Origin of the sequence: Tepidicaulis sp. (assembly GCF_965222285.1) — a bacterium.
Classification (GTDB): Bacteria; Pseudomonadota; Alphaproteobacteria; order Parvibaculales; family Parvibaculaceae; genus Tepidicaulis.
Genome location: NZ_OZ244942.1, coordinates 555,390 through 570,270 on the forward strand (window position 1 = coordinate 555,390; position 14,881 = coordinate 570,270).

General features: G+C 60.8%; 17 protein-coding genes. 9 read left to right on the forward strand and 8 right to left on the reverse strand.

Features of this window, described 5'->3' with window-relative positions; all coding sequences use genetic code 11:
• The first annotated feature begins 14 nt into the window (after window positions 1-14).
• From ACOQOT_RS02575 to ACOQOT_RS02585, 3 genes are all read left to right on the forward strand, one after another.
• On the forward strand, window positions 15-1,613 hold the full coding sequence (locus tag ACOQOT_RS02575) for a lysine--tRNA ligase (RefSeq protein WP_420560819.1): 1,599 nt from the start codon (window positions 15-17) through the stop codon (window positions 1,611-1,613).
• Window positions 1,614-1,724: 111 nt separating this feature from the next.
• Complete coding sequence (locus tag ACOQOT_RS02580) at window positions 1,725-3,212, forward strand: hypothetical protein (protein WP_420560820.1); 1,488 nt, start codon at window positions 1,725-1,727, stop codon at window positions 3,210-3,212.
• Entirely contained in the window at window positions 3,209-4,123 is a 915-nt protein-coding gene (locus ACOQOT_RS02585) for a hypothetical protein (RefSeq protein ID WP_420560821.1), read from the forward strand. The genes ACOQOT_RS02580 and ACOQOT_RS02585 overlap by 4 nt, the downstream gene beginning before the upstream one ends.
• Here the strand turns inward: ACOQOT_RS02585 and ACOQOT_RS02590 are convergent.
• Entirely contained in the window at window positions 4,104-4,754 is a 651-nt protein-coding gene (locus ACOQOT_RS02590; protein WP_420560822.1) for a S24 family peptidase, read from the reverse strand. The genes ACOQOT_RS02585 and ACOQOT_RS02590 overlap by 20 nt on opposite strands.
• 213 nt (window positions 4,755-4,967) lie before the next feature.
• On the opposite strand from ACOQOT_RS02590, the gene ACOQOT_RS02595 reads away from it, so the two are divergent.
• The 3 genes from ACOQOT_RS02595 to arsC are packed head-to-tail and all read left to right on the forward strand — an operon-like array spanning window position 4,968 to window position 6,743.
• The gene (locus ACOQOT_RS02595) at window positions 4,968-5,315 is read left to right on the forward strand and encodes a DUF952 domain-containing protein (RefSeq protein ID WP_420560823.1); all 348 of its coding nucleotides are present in this window, start codon (window positions 4,968-4,970) and stop codon (window positions 5,313-5,315) included.
• The gene (locus ACOQOT_RS02600; protein WP_420560824.1) at window positions 5,312-6,364 is read left to right on the forward strand and encodes a quinone-dependent dihydroorotate dehydrogenase; all 1,053 of its coding nucleotides are present in this window, start codon (window positions 5,312-5,314) and stop codon (window positions 6,362-6,364) included. Before ACOQOT_RS02595 ends, ACOQOT_RS02600 begins: the two co-directional genes overlap by 4 nt.
• Window positions 6,365-6,395: 31 nt before the next feature.
• Window positions 6,396-6,743, forward strand: a complete 348-nt coding sequence (gene arsC, locus ACOQOT_RS02605) for an arsenate reductase (glutaredoxin) (protein WP_420560825.1) — start codon at window positions 6,396-6,398, stop codon at window positions 6,741-6,743.
• Between the two features lie 2 nt (window positions 6,744-6,745).
• Here arsC and ACOQOT_RS02610 read toward each other — a convergent pair whose 3' ends face one another.
• From ACOQOT_RS02610 to ACOQOT_RS02620, 3 genes are read right to left on the reverse strand one after another with little or no spacing between them, the layout of a single operon-like run.
• Window positions 6,746-8,098, reverse strand: a complete 1,353-nt coding sequence (locus tag ACOQOT_RS02610; protein WP_420560826.1) for an MATE family efflux transporter — start codon at window positions 8,096-8,098, stop codon at window positions 6,746-6,748.
• A 4-nt stretch (window positions 8,099-8,102) separates the two neighbouring features.
• The gene (locus ACOQOT_RS02615; RefSeq protein WP_420560827.1) at window positions 8,103-8,567 is read right to left on the reverse strand and encodes a PaaI family thioesterase; all 465 of its coding nucleotides are present in this window, start codon (window positions 8,565-8,567) and stop codon (window positions 8,103-8,105) included.
• Window positions 8,567-9,082, reverse strand: a complete 516-nt coding sequence (locus ACOQOT_RS02620) for a PaaI family thioesterase (protein WP_420560828.1) — start codon at window positions 9,080-9,082, stop codon at window positions 8,567-8,569. The genes ACOQOT_RS02615 and ACOQOT_RS02620 overlap by 1 nt, the downstream gene beginning before the upstream one ends.
• Window positions 9,083-9,340: 258 nt before the next feature.
• On the opposite strand from ACOQOT_RS02620, the gene ACOQOT_RS02625 reads away from it, so the two are divergent.
• Genes ACOQOT_RS02625 through ACOQOT_RS02635 form a run of 3 tightly spaced genes read left to right on the forward strand, consistent with a single transcriptional unit; the run spans window position 9,341 to window position 12,085 of the window.
• A complete protein-coding gene (locus ACOQOT_RS02625) occupies window positions 9,341-10,015 on the forward strand; it encodes a TetR/AcrR family transcriptional regulator (protein ID WP_420560829.1) in 675 nt (224 codons plus the stop codon).
• A gap of 35 nt (window positions 10,016-10,050) precedes the next feature.
• The gene (locus tag ACOQOT_RS02630; RefSeq protein WP_420560830.1) at window positions 10,051-11,076 is read left to right on the forward strand and encodes an alpha/beta hydrolase; all 1,026 of its coding nucleotides are present in this window, start codon (window positions 10,051-10,053) and stop codon (window positions 11,074-11,076) included.
• Window positions 11,077-11,104: 28 nt separating this feature from the next.
• Window positions 11,105-12,085, forward strand: a complete 981-nt coding sequence (locus ACOQOT_RS02635) for an NADPH:quinone oxidoreductase family protein (protein ID WP_420560831.1) — start codon at window positions 11,105-11,107, stop codon at window positions 12,083-12,085.
• 50 nt (window positions 12,086-12,135) lie between these two features.
• Here the strand turns inward: ACOQOT_RS02635 and ACOQOT_RS02640 are convergent, their stop codons facing one another.
• The 4 genes from ACOQOT_RS02640 to ACOQOT_RS02655 form a co-directional block, all read right to left on the reverse strand.
• A complete protein-coding gene (locus ACOQOT_RS02640; RefSeq protein WP_420561898.1) occupies window positions 12,136-13,017 on the reverse strand; it encodes an SDR family oxidoreductase in 882 nt (293 codons plus the stop codon).
• 125 nt (window positions 13,018-13,142) lie between these two features.
• Window positions 13,143-13,490 carry a DUF427 domain-containing protein gene (locus ACOQOT_RS02645; protein WP_420560832.1) on the reverse strand — a complete coding sequence of 116 codons (348 nt, stop codon included), beginning with the start codon at window positions 13,488-13,490 and terminating at the stop codon, window positions 13,143-13,145.
• A gap of 18 nt (window positions 13,491-13,508) precedes the next feature.
• Window positions 13,509-13,787, reverse strand: a complete 279-nt coding sequence (locus tag ACOQOT_RS02650; protein ID WP_420560833.1) for a DUF6460 domain-containing protein — start codon at window positions 13,785-13,787, stop codon at window positions 13,509-13,511.
• 117 nt (window positions 13,788-13,904) lie between these two features.
• Entirely contained in the window at window positions 13,905-14,738 is an 834-nt protein-coding gene (locus ACOQOT_RS02655) for a mechanosensitive ion channel family protein (protein ID WP_420560834.1), read from the reverse strand.
• Between the last annotated feature and the right edge of the window lie 143 nt (window positions 14,739-14,881).

Consider the following 14,881-nt stretch of genomic DNA (forward strand, 5'->3'; position numbering starts at 1 on the left):
CACAGGAGATCACCATGACGAGTGAGGCGTTGCGCGAGATTGCGCAGGACAGCAAGGCTTGGCCCTTTGAGGAAGCCCGTAAGCTATTGAAGCGCCTCGAGAAATCGAAAGTGTCGAAGGATGAAGTGCTGTTCGAGACGGGCTACGGCCCCTCCGGTCTGCCGCATATCGGCACTTTCGGGGAAGTCGCCCGCACGACCATGGTGCGCCACGCTTTCGAAACGCTGGCGCCGGGCGTGAAAACGCGTCTTCTGTGCTTCTCCGACGACATGGACGGCATGCGCAAGATCCCGGACACGGTGCCGGATCCGGCCCGGCTGATGCCGCATCTGCAAAAGCCGCTCACTTCGGTGCCGAACCCCTTCGGCGGCGACTTCGACAGTTTCGCCGCCCATAACAATGCCATGCTCTGCCGGTTCCTCGATGCTTATGGCTTCGAGTATGAATTCGCCAGCGCCACGGAATATTACAAGGCAGGCCGTTTCGACGAGAAGCTGCGCGAGGCGGTGGAACGCTATGACGACATCATGAAAGTGATGCTGCCGACGCTGGGCGCTGAGCGTCAGGCGACCTATTCGCCTTTCCTGCCCATATCACCGAAGACGGGCCGGGTGCTTTATGTGCCCATGAAGCATGTCGATCCGAAAGAAGGCACCATCACCTTCGACGATGAAGACGGTGAGGAGATCACGCTGCCGGTAACGGGCGGTCGTGTGAAGCTGCAATGGAAGCCCGATTTCGGCATGCGCTGGGCAGCCCTCGGTGTCGATTTTGAAATGTTCGGCAAAGACCACCAGTCCAATGCGCCGATCTATGACAATATCTGCCGCATTCTGGGCGCGCCTGCGCCCGAGCACTATGTCTACGAGCTTTTTCTCGACGACAAGGGTCAGAAAATCTCGAAGTCGAAGGGCAATGGCATTTCCATCGACGATTGGCTGGCTTATGCGACGACGGAAAGTCTTGCGCTTTTCATGTATCAAAAGCCCCGCGTCGCCAAGCGGCTCTATTTCGATGTCATTCCGAAAAATGTCGATGAATATGTCAGCTTCTTGAGCGCCTATCCGGATCAGGACGACAAGCAGAAGCTCAACAATCCCGTCTGGCATATTCACTCCGGCAATCCGCCGAAGGTCGACGTGCCGGTCAGCTTTGCGCTGCTGCTCAATCTTGTCAGCGCCAGCCATTCCGAAGACCCGGCGGCGCTTTGGGGTTTCATCCGCAATTATGCGCCGGGCGCCAGCCCGCAGACCCATCCCGATCTCGACCGGCTGGTCGGCTATGCGATCAATTATTTCCATGATTTCGTCAAGCCGAACAAAAAATACCGCGCGCCGGATGAGACCGAAAAGCAGGCCCTGGCCGATCTGGCCGCCCGGCTGAAAGAGATCGATCCGAAGCTGCCGGCCGAGGAAATCCAGAACACCGTCTATGCGGTGGGCAAGGAACATGGGTTCGAGAACCTGCGCGACTGGTTCAAGGCGCTTTATGAAGTGCTGCTCGGCGAAAGCCAGGGCCCGCGTTTCGGTTCCTTCGTTGCCCTTTACGGGGTAGAGGCAACGGTGAAACTCATCGAACGCGCGCTTGCCGGAGAGGACCTCTCGGCGGACTGATACCGCGCGGCAGAATGACATGAAAGGCGGGGCGGGAACGTCCCGCCTTTTTTGATGTGTTTCCCCGCGTTGCCGGTTTCGCTTGCGGCCCGTTTCCGTCATGCTCGGCCGGTGAGAGAAACGCGCAAACATATCGCATTGCTGGCGGGGCTGCTGCTCCCCGCACTGGCGCTTGGCGGCTGCGTGCAAAACTTTCCCGTGCCGCTTGAAACGGGCAGCGCGGATGTCGCGGCCTGCCGCGCTTTTTTCACAGCCTATGACGATGCGGTGGAAGAGGCGGGCGTGCGCGACCATGAGGCGGTTCCCGTTCCCGGCTTTGCCTATCTGCGCAAGACGCGGCTTCTTGCGTCCTTCCGTCACGAGGCGATGAATGAAGCGCAGTTCGAGGCGTGGGTAGAGGTGCTTCAAAGCGAAGCGGCGTTGGCACGCAAGATCGAGCTTGCCAATTTACCGGCGCCCGCCCGGTCGTCTCTCGGCGAAGAGATGGCGCCGCACCTTAATGCGTGCGCTGAACGCCTTGCCGCGCATGATTTGGAGAGGGAAGAAGGCCGCGCGCTTTTGAAAGAGCGAATGGTCCCGCCGCGCCATTATGATGATTGGGCGCGTGCCGCCGGGATTTACCCCTTAAGCAGTCTCGGTGTGGCGGCCGGTTTCGAGCGCTGGAAGGCGGCCAATCTGCCGAGTTTCGATCTGCCGCCCGAAGAAGGTATCTCTTATGGTCCCTCCGCGGAAGCAAAGGGGGATGCGGCAACGCTCCTTTCTGGCATCGAAAGGGATGCGCTCGGCCTCTGGCATCCGGCAGTGAAAGACGTCGAAGCACTGGCGCCGCTCTTTGCGCCGCAGATCATCGTGACGGAAGAAAGCGAGGCAGATATTGTCGGCACGCCTTATCTCGATAAGGCAGGAAGCGCGCAGGTGAATACGGCCCGCCATGCCGTGTTCGTGCGTTTCGCGCAGACACGCTGGAACGGCAAGATCCTGCCGCAACTCGTTTACACATTCTGGTTCAAGGCGCGCCCGAAAGAAGGAGCGTTCGATATTCTGGGCGGCCCGCTCGATGCGCTTATGTGGCGCGTTACGCTTGATGAGAAGGGGCGTCCGCTCATCTATGACACGGCCCATGCCTGTGGCTGTTATCATCTTTTCTTCCCCGTGCCGCCCGCCGCCCGCCGCCCGGTGCCTGCCGATGAAGATTTGCGCGAGGCCCCGCTTGTGCCCCGCGCGGCGCCCACGCTGGAGCCGGGAGAACGGCTGGCGCTGCACCTTGCCGCCGGCAGCCATTATCTCCGGCAAATTTCCGTCACAAAAAAGCCCTCTCAGAAGCGCTATGATATGGTGATGGCGGGGCAAGCGCCGGAATACGGACTGCGATCCCTGCCTGTGCCGGGCAGCGCGGCGCGCCGGTCTTTTTACGGCGAGAACGGTGTCATCGCGCGCAGCGCGCGGGCCGAGCGGTTTTTGCTCTGGCCCATGGGCATTCAAAGCGCCGGCGCGATGCGCCAATGGGGAACGCATGCTACCGCCTTTGTGGGCGAGCGGCATTTCGACGATGCCTTTCTCTTTGAGGAGGCATTTGACTGGGAGGAGAAAGCCGAATGAACCGGATTGATGCTGAAAGAGCGCCGCGCCGCTTCGGCCCTGTGCTGGCCGGGCTTTTCGGCTGCGCGCTTCTTTTCTGGCAGAGCCCGGCATCGGCGGAACCTTCCGAACAGGCCTTGGCGCTTTACCGTGAAGGCGATTTCCTGAATGCCGCGAATAAGGCCGAGGCGAGCGAAACCGCCGCAGCTCTTGCCTTTGCAGCCCGTGCACTTTTGACGGAAGCGGAACTGCGCACCCCTTACGGCGAGCGCGGCCCGCTTTTCGACCGCGCGATGGAACTTGCCCGCCAGTCGCTGCGGCTCGATGCTTCGATGATCGAGGCGCACCTGCAGCTTGTGGCCGCGCTGGGTTTCAAATCCCGCGCCATGGAGGGGCTGGAAGCGCATTTCTCCGGCTATCCGGAAGAAGCGCGCGAGCATCTGGACTATGTGCTGGATAAGGATCCGGGCAATGCGCTCGCCCATGCGATGCTCGGGAGCTGGAACCTGATCATCGTGCGCAAAGGCGGCACGCTTGGCGCCGCCGTTTATGGCGCGGATGTGGAAACGGGCATTCGCCATTATGAAACGGCGCTGACGCTTGCCCCGGACAATGCACTCATTGCTTATCAATATGCGCTGCAATGCGCCGCGCTCGGCACGCAGGAGAAGCTGCGCCGGTCGGAAAAGATTTTGGAAGGGCTGCTCGCGCGGAAAGCCGAAAGTGCCGTCGAAGAGATCGTGAAGAACCGTGCCGGCATGCTGAAAGCGGCGATCGAAAGCGGCTCCCGGCGTGTGCTCGAACCTATCCTGGCCGCCCATCTTGGCAAAGCGGCCATGCCGCCCAAAGATGTTGTCCCTGCCGCAGGCAGAGCGCCGGCAGAGCGGGTACGGAAAAATTTTTCCAAGGATGCTATTGGCGCGCCCAGATAACCCGCGCGATCCAGAGGATGTCTTCCTCGCGCAGCACGCGGTTCACGAAAGCCGGATTGAGTGAAATAAGCTCTGCCTCGCCGCCGGCGCGCCGCCCCAGTTCCTTTACCAGCACCTCCCCTTCACGGGTCTTCGCCACCACCCGGTCCCCGCGCCGCACGGAGGCGGCGGGCGAGACGACGATGATGTCTCCCTGCCGGTAAACGGGCAGCATGCTTTCCCCGCTGATTTCCAGCGCATAGGCGTGTTCATCGGCAACGGCGGGCGCGCCGATCTCTTCCCAGCCGCCGCCGACGGGAAAGCCGCCATCGTCGAAAAAGCCGCCGCTGCCGGCCTGCGCAAAACCGATCAGCGGAATGGTGCGCCGGCCGGCGGGGGGCACCCCCGCCTCTGTGCGGGAGACGAGCTGAACGAATTCATCGAGGCTCGAGCCCGTAGCGGCCAGCACCTTGGCAAGGCTTTCCGTGCTTGGCCAGCGCGGGCGGCCGTTGGAGGTAACGCGTTTGGATTTGTTGAAGGCGGTGGGATCGAGCCCCGCCGTGCGCGCCAGACCCGATGGCGTCAACCCGTGCTGAACGGCCAGCGCATCCAGCGCCAGCCAGATCTGGCTATGGGAAAAGCCATGCGTCATCACGTTGCCGTTATGCTTTCATCGCTGCCGGGCGCATGCATGCCCGGATTTTCTGCGGAGGCCTTTATGAGAACCCATCGGAGGGGAATCTACAAGTCCGAGAACGGAGATAGTCAGGTTGCGGGCATGGGAGGCGGGGGATAAAGTGCGCGCGAACCGGCCCTGCAAGCTGGGTCAGAATGGCCCGTCATCCTTCTGCATTAACTCTGCCTCATGATCATCTACAAAATAGTCAGCACAAGCGAATGGCGCATTGCCGAAGAAAAAGGCGCCTTTGACGGCGCGCCGGTCGACCTGGCCGATGGGTTTATTCACTTTTCCGCCGCCGATCAGGTCAAGGAAACCGCCGCCAAGCATTTCGCCGGGAAAGGCGATTTGCTGCTGATCGGCATCGATGAAAAAAAACTCGGGCCCGCCCTGAAATGGGAGCCTTCGCGCGGCGGCGCGCTTTTTCCGCATCTTTATGATGTGCTTGACCTTTCGGCGGTGGTCAGCCGCGACCCGCTGCCGCTTGGGCCGGACGGTGCTCATATTTTTCCTGATCTGGAGGCGGGCGCATGAAGGCGCTTTATGCTCTTTCAAGCCATATGCTGCGCCGGCTTGACCCCGAGCGCGCCCATGGGCTGACGATCGAGGCGCTGCAATGGGGGCTCGGGCCCCATGCGCCGGAAAGCCGCGACCCGCGCCTGGCCGTGAAACTTTTCGGGCTCGATTTTCCCAATCCCATCGGCCTTGCCGCCGGGTTCGACAAGAACGGGGAAGTGCCGGATGCCATGCTGAAGGCCGGGTTCGGCTTTGTGGAAGTCGGCACCACGACGCCGCGCCCGCAGGAAGGCAACCCGCGCCCGCGCATCTTTCGCCTCTCCGCCCATGAAGCGGTGATCAACCGGCTCGGCTTCAACAATAAAGGCCATGACGCCATGCTGGCCCGCTTGAAACGGCGGCAGGGAAGAGGCGGTATTGTGGGCGTCAATCTCGGCACTAATAAAGACAGCGAAGACCGCGCCGCCGATTACGTCAAAGGCATCGAAACCTTTGAAGGGCTGGCGAGCTATTTCACCGTAAATATTTCATCGCCCAACACGCCGGGCTTGCGCGCTTTGCAAAGCCGCGCAGCGCTGGAAGATTTGATCACCCGTGTGCTGGGTGCGCGTAAGAGTGCCGTGCCGGTGCTTTTAAAAATCGCCCCGGACCTGATCGAAGAAGAGCTTGCCGATATTGCAGGCGTCTGCCTTCAAAGCGGTATTGACGGGATCATCGTTTCCAACACCACCATCGCCCGCGACGGGCTGGTGAGCGGGGCGCATGCAGGTGAGACGGGCGGTCTTTCCGGCAAACCGCTTTTTGCCCCCTCCACAGCGGTGCTGCGGCGGATGCGCGAGCTGACGGACGGCAAGCTGCCGCTTGTCGGTGTCGGCGGTGTGTCGAGCGGGCGCGATGCCTATACGAAAATCCGCGCAGGCGCCTCGCTCGTGCAGCTTTATACCGCGATGACGTTTCAGGGGCCGGGCCTTGTGCCCGAGATGGCCCGCGATCTTAGCGCGCTTTTGAAAGCGGACGGCTTTGCCTCGGTGGCGGACGCCGTTGGCGCCGACGTGCCGCTGCGCTGACCTTTTTGAAGCCGAAGACAAGGAGCCTTTCATGACGGCGACGATCTATCACAATCCCCGCTGCTCGAAATCCCGCCAGACGCTGGCGCTGCTCGAAGAAAAAGGCGAGAGCCCTCAGATCATCGAATATCTGAAAACCCCGCCGAGCGAAGCCGAGCTCAAAGACATTCTCTCAAAACTCGGCCTGTCCGCCCGGGACATTATCCGCAAGGGCGAAGACGCCTATAAAGAGCTCGGCCTTGCCGATGACAGCCTTTCCGAAGACCAGCTCATTGCAGCGATGGTGAAGAACCCGATCCTGATCGAACGCCCCATTGTGGTGAAAGGCGGCAAGGCAGCGCTTGGCCGCCCGCCCGAAGGCGTAATCAAAATTCTCTGATCTCAAGCCGCAGCGCCCGCGCTTTGCGCTGCAAGGCGCGGGTAATAGACCGCAAGGCTGAGTGCGCGCATCAGGGCAAAGAGCGTGAAGGCAGCCCAGAGCCCGTGATTGCCGAGCGGCTGAAAAAGCCACCAGCAGGCAAGAAAGACGGTGAGAGAGAAGATCGCCGCATTGCGCATTTCGCCCGTGCGCGTGGCGCCGATGAAAATCCCGTCGAGTTGATAACACCAGACCGAGGCAATGGGCAGCACCGCCGCCCAGACAAGATAAGTGCCGGCCAGCGCGCGCACGGGCTCCGCCGTTGTCAGAAGGGCGATGAAAAACGGCCCGCCCAGCGCAAAACCGGCTGAAAGTAGAAGAGATATACCTGCGGCCCAAAGCGTTGAAAGTTTGACGGCCCGCGCAAAAGCCTCACGCCGCTTCGCGCCCAACGCCTCGCCCACAAGCGCCTCGGCGGCAAAGGCAAAGCCGTCGAGAAAATAAGCGGCAAAAGAGACGAACTGCATCAGGATCGTATTGGCCGCGAGCACTTCGTTTCCGTGCCCCGCGCTTTGCGCCGTGAAGAACGCAAAGGCGAAGAGCAAGAGCAGCGTGCGGATCATGATGTCGCGGTTGACGGCGATGGTGCGCGCGAGTGCCGCTTTGTCTTTGAGCGCGGCAAGGTCCCAGCCGCCGGGCATGGATTTAAGAACGCGGGCGGCAAGAAAGAGCCCGGCAAGAGCGGCGGAAACCTCCGCGATCAGCGTGCCATAGGCAATGCCGGCAACGCCCATCTCAAAGACGAAGACGAAAAGCCCGTCGAGCCCTGCATTCATACCGTTGAGAAAAAGCTGCAGGGCAAGGGCCGTGCGCATGCGCTGCAAGCCGATGAACCAGCCGAGCAGCGCGAAATTGGCCAGCGCAAAGGGCGCGCTCCAGATGCGGATATCGAAATAGGTGCGCGCTAGCGCTTCGGCATCCGCTTCGGCTCCGACAAGCGTGAAGGCGGCAAATTCGAGCGGCACCTGCAGGAGAATGAGCCCGCTGCCCGCCGCAAGCGCGATAAGGAGCGCCCGGCCGAGACAGGCGCGGATCTCCACCCCGTTTTCAGCGCCAAAAGCCTGCGCGGTCAGGCCCGTCGTGCCCATGCGCAGAAAGCCGAAGGCCCAGTAAAGGAAGGTGAAGATGAGCGCGCCAAGCGCCACAGCGCCGATATATTTCGCATCCCCAAGCTGGCCGACCGCTGCCGTGTCGATAAGCCCGATCAGCGGTGTGGAAAGCCCGGAAAGGACAACGGGAATGGCAACCCGCAAAACCTGGGCATTGTCCGGGAGCGGTTTGGGAGACACAGAAGGTGCGGCAGGCGCGGTACTCATTGCCTCAACCGGCGGCGTCTTGCGTACTCTCCGGAGGCGGCGCAAGCAGGAAGTGGCCATGGGCCGCGGCAATCGGCTTCATGCGGTCTTCCTGCCAGGCTTCCACCTGCACATTGGCAACACGCCGCCCGTGTTTCGTCACCCGTGCGCGGGCATAAGTATCGATGGGCCGTCCGGAGCGCAGGTAATCGACGGTAATGTCGATGGGTTTGGGCAAGGCATCGCCTTTGGCGTCATAGGCAAGCTGAATGATCGCCGTCATTTCCAACAGCGCGCCGATCACCCCGCCATGCAGCGCAGGCAGGACGGGATTGCCGATCAGCTTTTCCTCGAAATTGAGCACCGTTGTGATCTCGGTGCCTTTCTGGTCGACCGTGATGCCGAGGAACTTCGCATAAGGAATGGCTTCGATCAGCGCATTGAGATCGACCGTGCCGCCGTCTTCGCGGGCTTTGCGCAGGAGATCCATCAGGCGTCCCCTTTCTTGTTGTCTTTTGCTTCAAGCGCCTTAGCCATTTGTGCGGCCATGGCGACGGGGGTGGCCCGGTTGGCGGCGAGCATGAAGGTGCCGACGGAGGTGGCGATGGGCTCGTCTTCGTTTTCATCGTGATAAGCTGCGCCGCGCACGAAGGCGACATTCTGCGTCACCTTATAGCAATGGGCATGGGCCTTGATCGTCTTGCCGGGCTCGGCGGGGCGCATGTAATCGATGCGCAGATCAAGCGTTGCAATGGAACTGCGCTCAGGCAGGGCAAGCTGCACTGCAACGCCGCTCGCATTATCGAGCAGCGTGGTGATAACGCCGCCATGGATGACGCCGGTATCCGGGTTGCCCACGAGATGCGGCGCGTAAGGCACTTCCAGCCAGGCATGGTCCTTTTTGGCGGTCACGATTTTCAGGCCGATGGCCCGCGCGTGAGGGACGTGCTGAATGAGCGCGTTTCCCGATTCTTCGACCATTTTCGTGAGTTTATCTTCATCCATGGCGGGACCTTTCTTTTGCAACGGTGATAGGGCTCCGCCGGGGGCAGGTCAATCTGTCTGGCATGGCGAATGGGTGCCTGTTAGACAACGTATTGATTTAAAAAGAAAAATCTGCGCACGGCAAATTTCAAAAATTGACGGTGCGTCACGAAATGATATGATGCTAAAAGCCCGGCGTATTCGGGCAAGGGGTGAACGAAAGTGCCCGGCCACTTTCGCCAGGCAGTGTCTTAGCCGCTGCCTTGAAAAGAGAAATATATGAGCGAAACGATCGAAAAAGAACTGTCTGCTGCCGAAGCGGGCGCAGCGGCAGCCAAAACGCTGGGCAAGCGCGAGCGCACGAAAGCCTCCAACAAGGAAGCGATTCTGGATGCCGCCCGCGAAGTGTTCGCCGAAGTGGGCTACGGGGCAGCTTCTGTGCGCGACATCATCCGGCGCACGGGCCTCGCGTCGGGCACGTTCTACAATTACTTCAAGAGCAAGGAAGAGGTTTTCGAAGCGCTGATGGATGACGGCGCGCTGCGCATCCGTCCGGTGATCCGCGCCGCGCGCATTGCCTCGCGCACTTTCGAGGAATTCATCCGCAATGCTTACAAAGCCTATTTCAACTATGTGCTGACTGACGAAGCGCAGTTCCGCCTGATGCGCCGCAATACCGGCGCGCTGCGCGTGCGCATGGTGACGCCGGAAGTGCTGGCCGGGTTCGATGAAATTCAGTCCTTTGTCGAAGAAGACGTGAAAAGCGGCAAGGTGCCGCCCATGGATGCGGAGCTTTTTGCTGCGGCGGCGGTCGGTTTGGCGCAGGAAATGTCCGAGCGCATGATGATGCGCGACAATCCCGATGCCGATGAGGCAGCGGAATTTGCGGCGAATTTCTTGCTCGCGGGCCTGAAGGGTGTCATCGATAGAGGCAACGCCCAAAACAACGCATAAGAACAACGCATAAAAATCCGACAAGGGGGACCCCCATGAGCCTGCAGCGGCTGATCGTACGCGCTTTGATGAAACTGCCCGAAGGCGTGATCCTGAAAATGGCGGGCGGTGAGCCGGTCGAGATCGACGGCAATATCATGGACCCGCGCGTACAGCTTCTTTCCGCTCAAGGGGCAAAGCAGCCTTCCATGGCGACGATGAGCCCGGCGGAAGCGCGCGAAACCTCCTCTGCCGGTCTTGCCATGCTGGACGATGCGCCCCGGCGCGGCGTTTCCATTCTCAATCGTACGATCCCGGGGCCTGCGGGCGAAATTCCGGTGCGCATCTACCGCCCGAGCGACAAGCAGAGCGAGGCGCTGCCCGGTATCGTCTATTATCACATGGGCGGCTGGGTGATCGGCGATCTTGAGACCTGCAATCATTTCTGCTCGGTGCTGGCGGACGAATGCGGCGCGGCCGTCATGTCGGTCGATTACCGCCTTGCCCCCGAACATGTTTTCCCCGCTTCCATTGAAGATGCGCTGGCCGCTTATGAGTGGGCGGTGGCAAATGGCGGCGAGATCGGCATGGACACCTCGAAAATCGCCGTCGGCGGAGATTCGGCGGGCGGCAACATGGCCGCCGTCGTCTGCCAGGAAGTCAAACGCAAAGGGGGCCAGCAGCCGGCCGCGCAATTGCTGATTTATCCCGCGACCGACCCGACGGATAAGGGCGGCTCCATGCAAAGCTGCGCGGAATGCTATCCGCTCACCAAAGAGATCATGGATTATTTTCTGGATCACGCGCTGCCCGACAAGTCCAAGGAAAGCGATCCGCGCGTCGCGCCTGCGCTCAGTGATGATCTGAGCGGCCTTGCGCCCGCCGTCGTCGCAACAGCCGGGTTCGATCCCTTGCGCGATCAGGGCGAGGCTTATGCGAACAAACTCAAAGCGGCCGGCGTCGACACGCTCTACCGCTGCTATACGAGCCTCGCGCACGCCTTTACCGCCATGAGCGGCACGGTGCCCGAAGCCCGCCGCGCCTGCATCGAGCTTGCCCGCGATCTGAAGCGCCACCTTTAAGAACGAAAACAAATAAAAGGGAGGTCTCATGCGCGCGCTCAGAGTGCATGAATTGTCGGAGGATATTTCCGTCCTGCGGATGGATGAGGTCGAGCTGCCGCCGCCCGGCGAGGGCGAGGTGCGGCTTGGCCTGAAAGCCTGCTCCATCAATTTTCCCGATATCTTGATGGTGCAGGGCAAATATCAATTCAAGCCGGAACTGCCTTTCTCCCCAGGTATGGAAGGGGCGGGCGTCGTGCTCGAGGTGGGGCCGGGCGTTACCGCGCTCAAACCCGGCGATGAGGTCGTTGCGGGGCTGCGCATCGGCGGCTTTGCCGAGGAAGTGAACGCGCAGGCCTCTGCCTGCCGGCCCATACCGGAAGGCATGGATTTCATCAAGGCCGCTGCTTATCCCGCAGCTTACCTCACCGCCTATGTGGCGCTCGTCATTCGCGGCAATCTGCAAAAGGGCGAAACGCTGCTTGTCCACGGGGCAACCGGCGGCGTCGGTATGGCCGCCGTCGATGTCGGCAAATTACTCGGCGCGACGGTCATTGCCACTTCCGCGTCGGATGAAAAACTCGATGCGGTGAAAAAACGCGGCGCCGATTACACGCTCAATGTCACGGAAGGCTTCAAAGACAAGGTAAAAGAGTTGACGGACGGGCGCGGCGCGGATGTGATTTACGATCCGGTGGGCGGGGACGTTTTCGATGAAAGCGTGCGCTGCATCGCCTGGAACGGGCGGCTGCTCATCATCGGCTTTACCAGCGGGCGCATTCCTTCCGTCCCGGTTAATATGCCGCTTATCAAAGGCTTTTCCGTTGTCGGCGTGCGCGCCGGGGAATATGGCCGCCGGGACCCGGAAGCGGGCAAGCGCAACATCGAAACCATCGACCGCTGGGCGGCGGAGGGCAAGATCGACCCTTATGTCTGCGCGACCTTTCCGCTTGAAAAAGCCGTCGATGCCATGCGTCTTCTCCAGGAGCGCAAGGCCATCGGCAAGGTCGTTGTGACGATGGGAGAATAACGTGGCGCGCGGGGGCAGCCGGAACTTGTACCGGCTGCCCCTTTGCTTTCTCAAACGCTGCGCTTTGCCTTGTCCTTGTCGTTCGCGCCGCGGATCATCTCCTGCATCTGCTTCCATTCCTCATCCGTGACCTTGGAAAGACGCGGATAGAAATTGCCGCCGCTTGCATTGTAAGCCGCGCCGTCGATGGCAATCGTCTGCCCCGTCAGATACTCGCAACCATCGCCCATCAGGAATGAGGCAAGGTTTGCGAGCTCCGGCATTTCGCCGACGCGGCCCATGGGAATGCCCTGGCGCGAGGCATCGCCCTCCGCGCTTTCGCCGGGGCTGAGCCGCGCCCAGGCGCCTTCGGTCGGGAAGGGGCCGGGGGCAATGGCGTTGAGGCGGATGCCGTATTGGCCCCATTCGGCGGCAAGCGACTGCGTCATCACATTGATGCCCGCCTTCGACATGGCCGATGGTACCGTGTAAGGCCCGCCATTCCACACCCAGGTGGTGAGAATGGAAATCACCGAGCCTTTATGCCCGCCCTCGATCCAGCGCTTGCCGATGGAGTGGGTCACATAGAAGGAGCCGTGAAAAACGATATTGGCAATGGCATCGAAGCCGCGGGTGGAAAGGTCTTTCGTCGGGCTGATGAAATTGCCCGCGGCATTGTTGACGAGGCCGCTCAAGGGTCCGTCCGCCCAGATATCGGTCACCATTTCATCGACGGCTTCCGCCACGCGGATGTCGCAGGCATGGGTTTTGACGCTGCCCCCATGCTTGTCCATCAGTTCCTTGGCGGTTTCATCGAGCACCGCCTTGCGCCGCCCGCAAATGTGAATGTCGGCGCCGAGGCGCAGAAAATCCTCGGCCATGACTTTGCCGAGGCCCGTGCCCCCGCCGGTGACGAGAATGCGTTTGCCTTTCAACAGGCCGTCGCGAAGCATGGATGTCATGTCATCCTCCCTGATCTGTTCTTATGAGGAGGAAGATAGCAATTCAGCCGCGCTTGGCGAGCCTTTGATGGGAAGGCTCAGCAAACGCGCGGCGGACGCGGCGTCTCCTGGCCCGATTATTCCGCCTCGATATCCGTCTTGTTGGGATAGAAGGCGAAATATTCCTTGATAGGCTCTGCCTGGGCGATCGGTGTTTCGTAAGACCAGGCGGCATTTTCGATCTGCGTGTCGCCGGCCGCTGCATGCCAATGGGCCGCATCGCCTTTCTTCGGGCAATGGGTCACGCGGTCCGAGCGGGTGAAAAGCGCCATCGCCACATCGGCGCGCGGAATGTAGAACATATCCGGCAGCCCCGTTTCATGCAGCACCAGCGCATTCGTGGAAGCAGCCAGCACCTCGCCGCCATGGCGCACGGTGACTTTGCCTTTGTAAGGGGTGAAGCTGATGGGAGCCGGTGTCGCCATGGAATGATCCTTCCAATATCAGTCTTTGCGCTGCGGCTCTTTCTCCACGAAGACGGACCAGAGCCGTACCACCAGCCATATAGGAAGCACGATCACCGCGCCCAATAGAAAATAAGTGAACGACCAGTCGATGAGGTTGAAGCCCATTTCCCAGACCCTGCTGATCGTGCCCAGAAAATCTTCCCAAAGCTGCCAGGGTTCGATGCCGAAAATGGCCAGCACGATGCCGACGCCCACGGAGGCAAGGATGAGTTTGATCAATGTGGGCAGAATGGGTCCGCCGAAAATCTTGTCCATGGCGCGTCGCTCTCCTCAGCCTTTGGCCCTTCTGTTCTTGTGTAAAGGGTGGCCATAAATTCCGGCAGAAGCAAGGCCGCTCTAGGAGGGCCTTGCTTCCCCGGCATGCGAGGCGCCTTAATCGGCGGCGTTGTAAACGGTGCGCGAGGGGAAGGGGATGGTGATCCCGCCGCGGTCGAATTCTTCTTTCACCGCCTTGGTTAGGTCGAATTTGACCGGCCAGTAATCCCCCGTCGCCGTCCAGGAACGGGTGACGATATCGACCGAGCTTTCGCCGAGCCCCAGCACCGCGATAAAGGGCTCGGGGTCTTTGAGGATGCGCGCGTCTTTTGCAATTTCCGCTTTGATGATGTCCATCGCCTTGTTGATGTCATCGCCGTAGGAAATGCCGAAAGTAATGTCCACACGCCGCGTCGAATAAGCGTTGTAATTGCGGATCGCCTGACCCCAGACGCTGGAATTGGGCACGATGATCTGCACATTGTCCGGCGTGTTGAGCTCGGTGGTAAAAAGCGTGAGCTCTTTCACGGTACCGGCGATGCCGCCGACCTCCACATATTGCCCGGTGCGGAAGGGCCGGAAGATGAGGAGCATAACCCCGGCCGCCACATTGGAAAGCGTGCCTTGCAGCGCAAGACCGACGGCGAGACCGGCAGCGCCAAGCACCGCGATAAGGCTCGTCGTCTCGATGCCGAACTGGCCGAGCACGGCAAGTACCGTCACGATGATGACGAGATAGCGGACAATGGCGCCGAAGAAGTTTTTCAGCATGTCGTCGAAGCGCGGCATCCGCCCGAGACCCCGTACCGTCCAGTTCCGCGCCCGCCCGGCAAACCAGAACCCGATAATCAGAATGGCGACGGCGCCGATCAGGTTCAGCCCGTGTTCGACCACCAGCGGCATCAGCGCGTCGGCGTTTTCCTGAAACAGCTTCATCCATTCTTCCGGCATAATATCCCCTTGGCTCTGGCAGTATGGTTTTGGCTTTGCGTGCCGGGGCATCTAGAGCCCACTGGCGCTGGGTCAAAGCCCGCATTGGCCCCATGTTGGCGCGCCGGGCCGGATTCGGCCAGTTTTTTTGCAAGGCTTGCAAA

What these genes read in the sequence shown, in the direction of transcription:
- arsC (WP_420560825.1), top strand. Translation starts at nt 6,396, where the DNA reads ATGACGGCGACGATCTATCACAATCCCCGCTGCTCGAAATCCCGCCAG.
- ACOQOT_RS02635 (WP_420560831.1), top strand. Translation starts at nt 11,105, where the DNA reads ATGCGCGCGCTCAGAGTGCATGAATTGTCGGAGGATATTTCCGTCCTG.
- ACOQOT_RS02650 (WP_420560833.1), bottom strand. Translation starts at nt 13,787, where the DNA reads ATGGACAAGATTTTCGGCGGACCCATTCTGCCCACATTGATCAAACTC.
- ACOQOT_RS02655 (WP_420560834.1), bottom strand. Translation starts at nt 14,738, where the DNA reads ATGCCGGAAGAATGGATGAAGCTGTTTCAGGAAAACGCCGACGCGCTG.
- ACOQOT_RS02590 (WP_420560822.1), bottom strand. Translation starts at nt 4,754, where the DNA reads ATGACGCATGGCTTTTCCCATAGCCAGATCTGGCTGGCGCTGGATGCG.
- ACOQOT_RS02585 (WP_420560821.1), top strand. Translation starts at nt 3,209, where the DNA reads ATGAACCGGATTGATGCTGAAAGAGCGCCGCGCCGCTTCGGCCCTGTG.
- ACOQOT_RS02575 (WP_420560819.1), top strand. Translation starts at nt 15, where the DNA reads ATGACGAGTGAGGCGTTGCGCGAGATTGCGCAGGACAGCAAGGCTTGG.
- ACOQOT_RS02615 (WP_420560827.1), bottom strand. Translation starts at nt 8,567, where the DNA reads ATGGATCTCCTGCGCAAAGCCCGCGAAGACGGCGGCACGGTCGATCTC.
- ACOQOT_RS02610 (WP_420560826.1), bottom strand. Translation starts at nt 8,098, where the DNA reads ATGAGTACCGCGCCTGCCGCACCTTCTGTGTCTCCCAAACCGCTCCCG.
- ACOQOT_RS02620 (WP_420560828.1), bottom strand. Translation starts at nt 9,082, where the DNA reads ATGGATGAAGATAAACTCACGAAAATGGTCGAAGAATCGGGAAACGCG.
- ACOQOT_RS02640 (WP_420561898.1), bottom strand. Translation starts at nt 13,017, where the DNA reads ATGCTTCGCGACGGCCTGTTGAAAGGCAAACGCATTCTCGTCACCGGC.
- ACOQOT_RS02600 (WP_420560824.1), top strand. Translation starts at nt 5,312, where the DNA reads ATGAAGGCGCTTTATGCTCTTTCAAGCCATATGCTGCGCCGGCTTGAC.
- ACOQOT_RS02625 (WP_420560829.1), top strand. Translation starts at nt 9,341, where the DNA reads ATGAGCGAAACGATCGAAAAAGAACTGTCTGCTGCCGAAGCGGGCGCA.
- ACOQOT_RS02645 (WP_420560832.1), bottom strand. Translation starts at nt 13,490, where the DNA reads ATGGCGACACCGGCTCCCATCAGCTTCACCCCTTACAAAGGCAAAGTC.
- ACOQOT_RS02630 (WP_420560830.1), top strand. Translation starts at nt 10,051, where the DNA reads ATGAGCCTGCAGCGGCTGATCGTACGCGCTTTGATGAAACTGCCCGAA.
- ACOQOT_RS02595 (WP_420560823.1), top strand. Translation starts at nt 4,968, where the DNA reads ATGATCATCTACAAAATAGTCAGCACAAGCGAATGGCGCATTGCCGAA.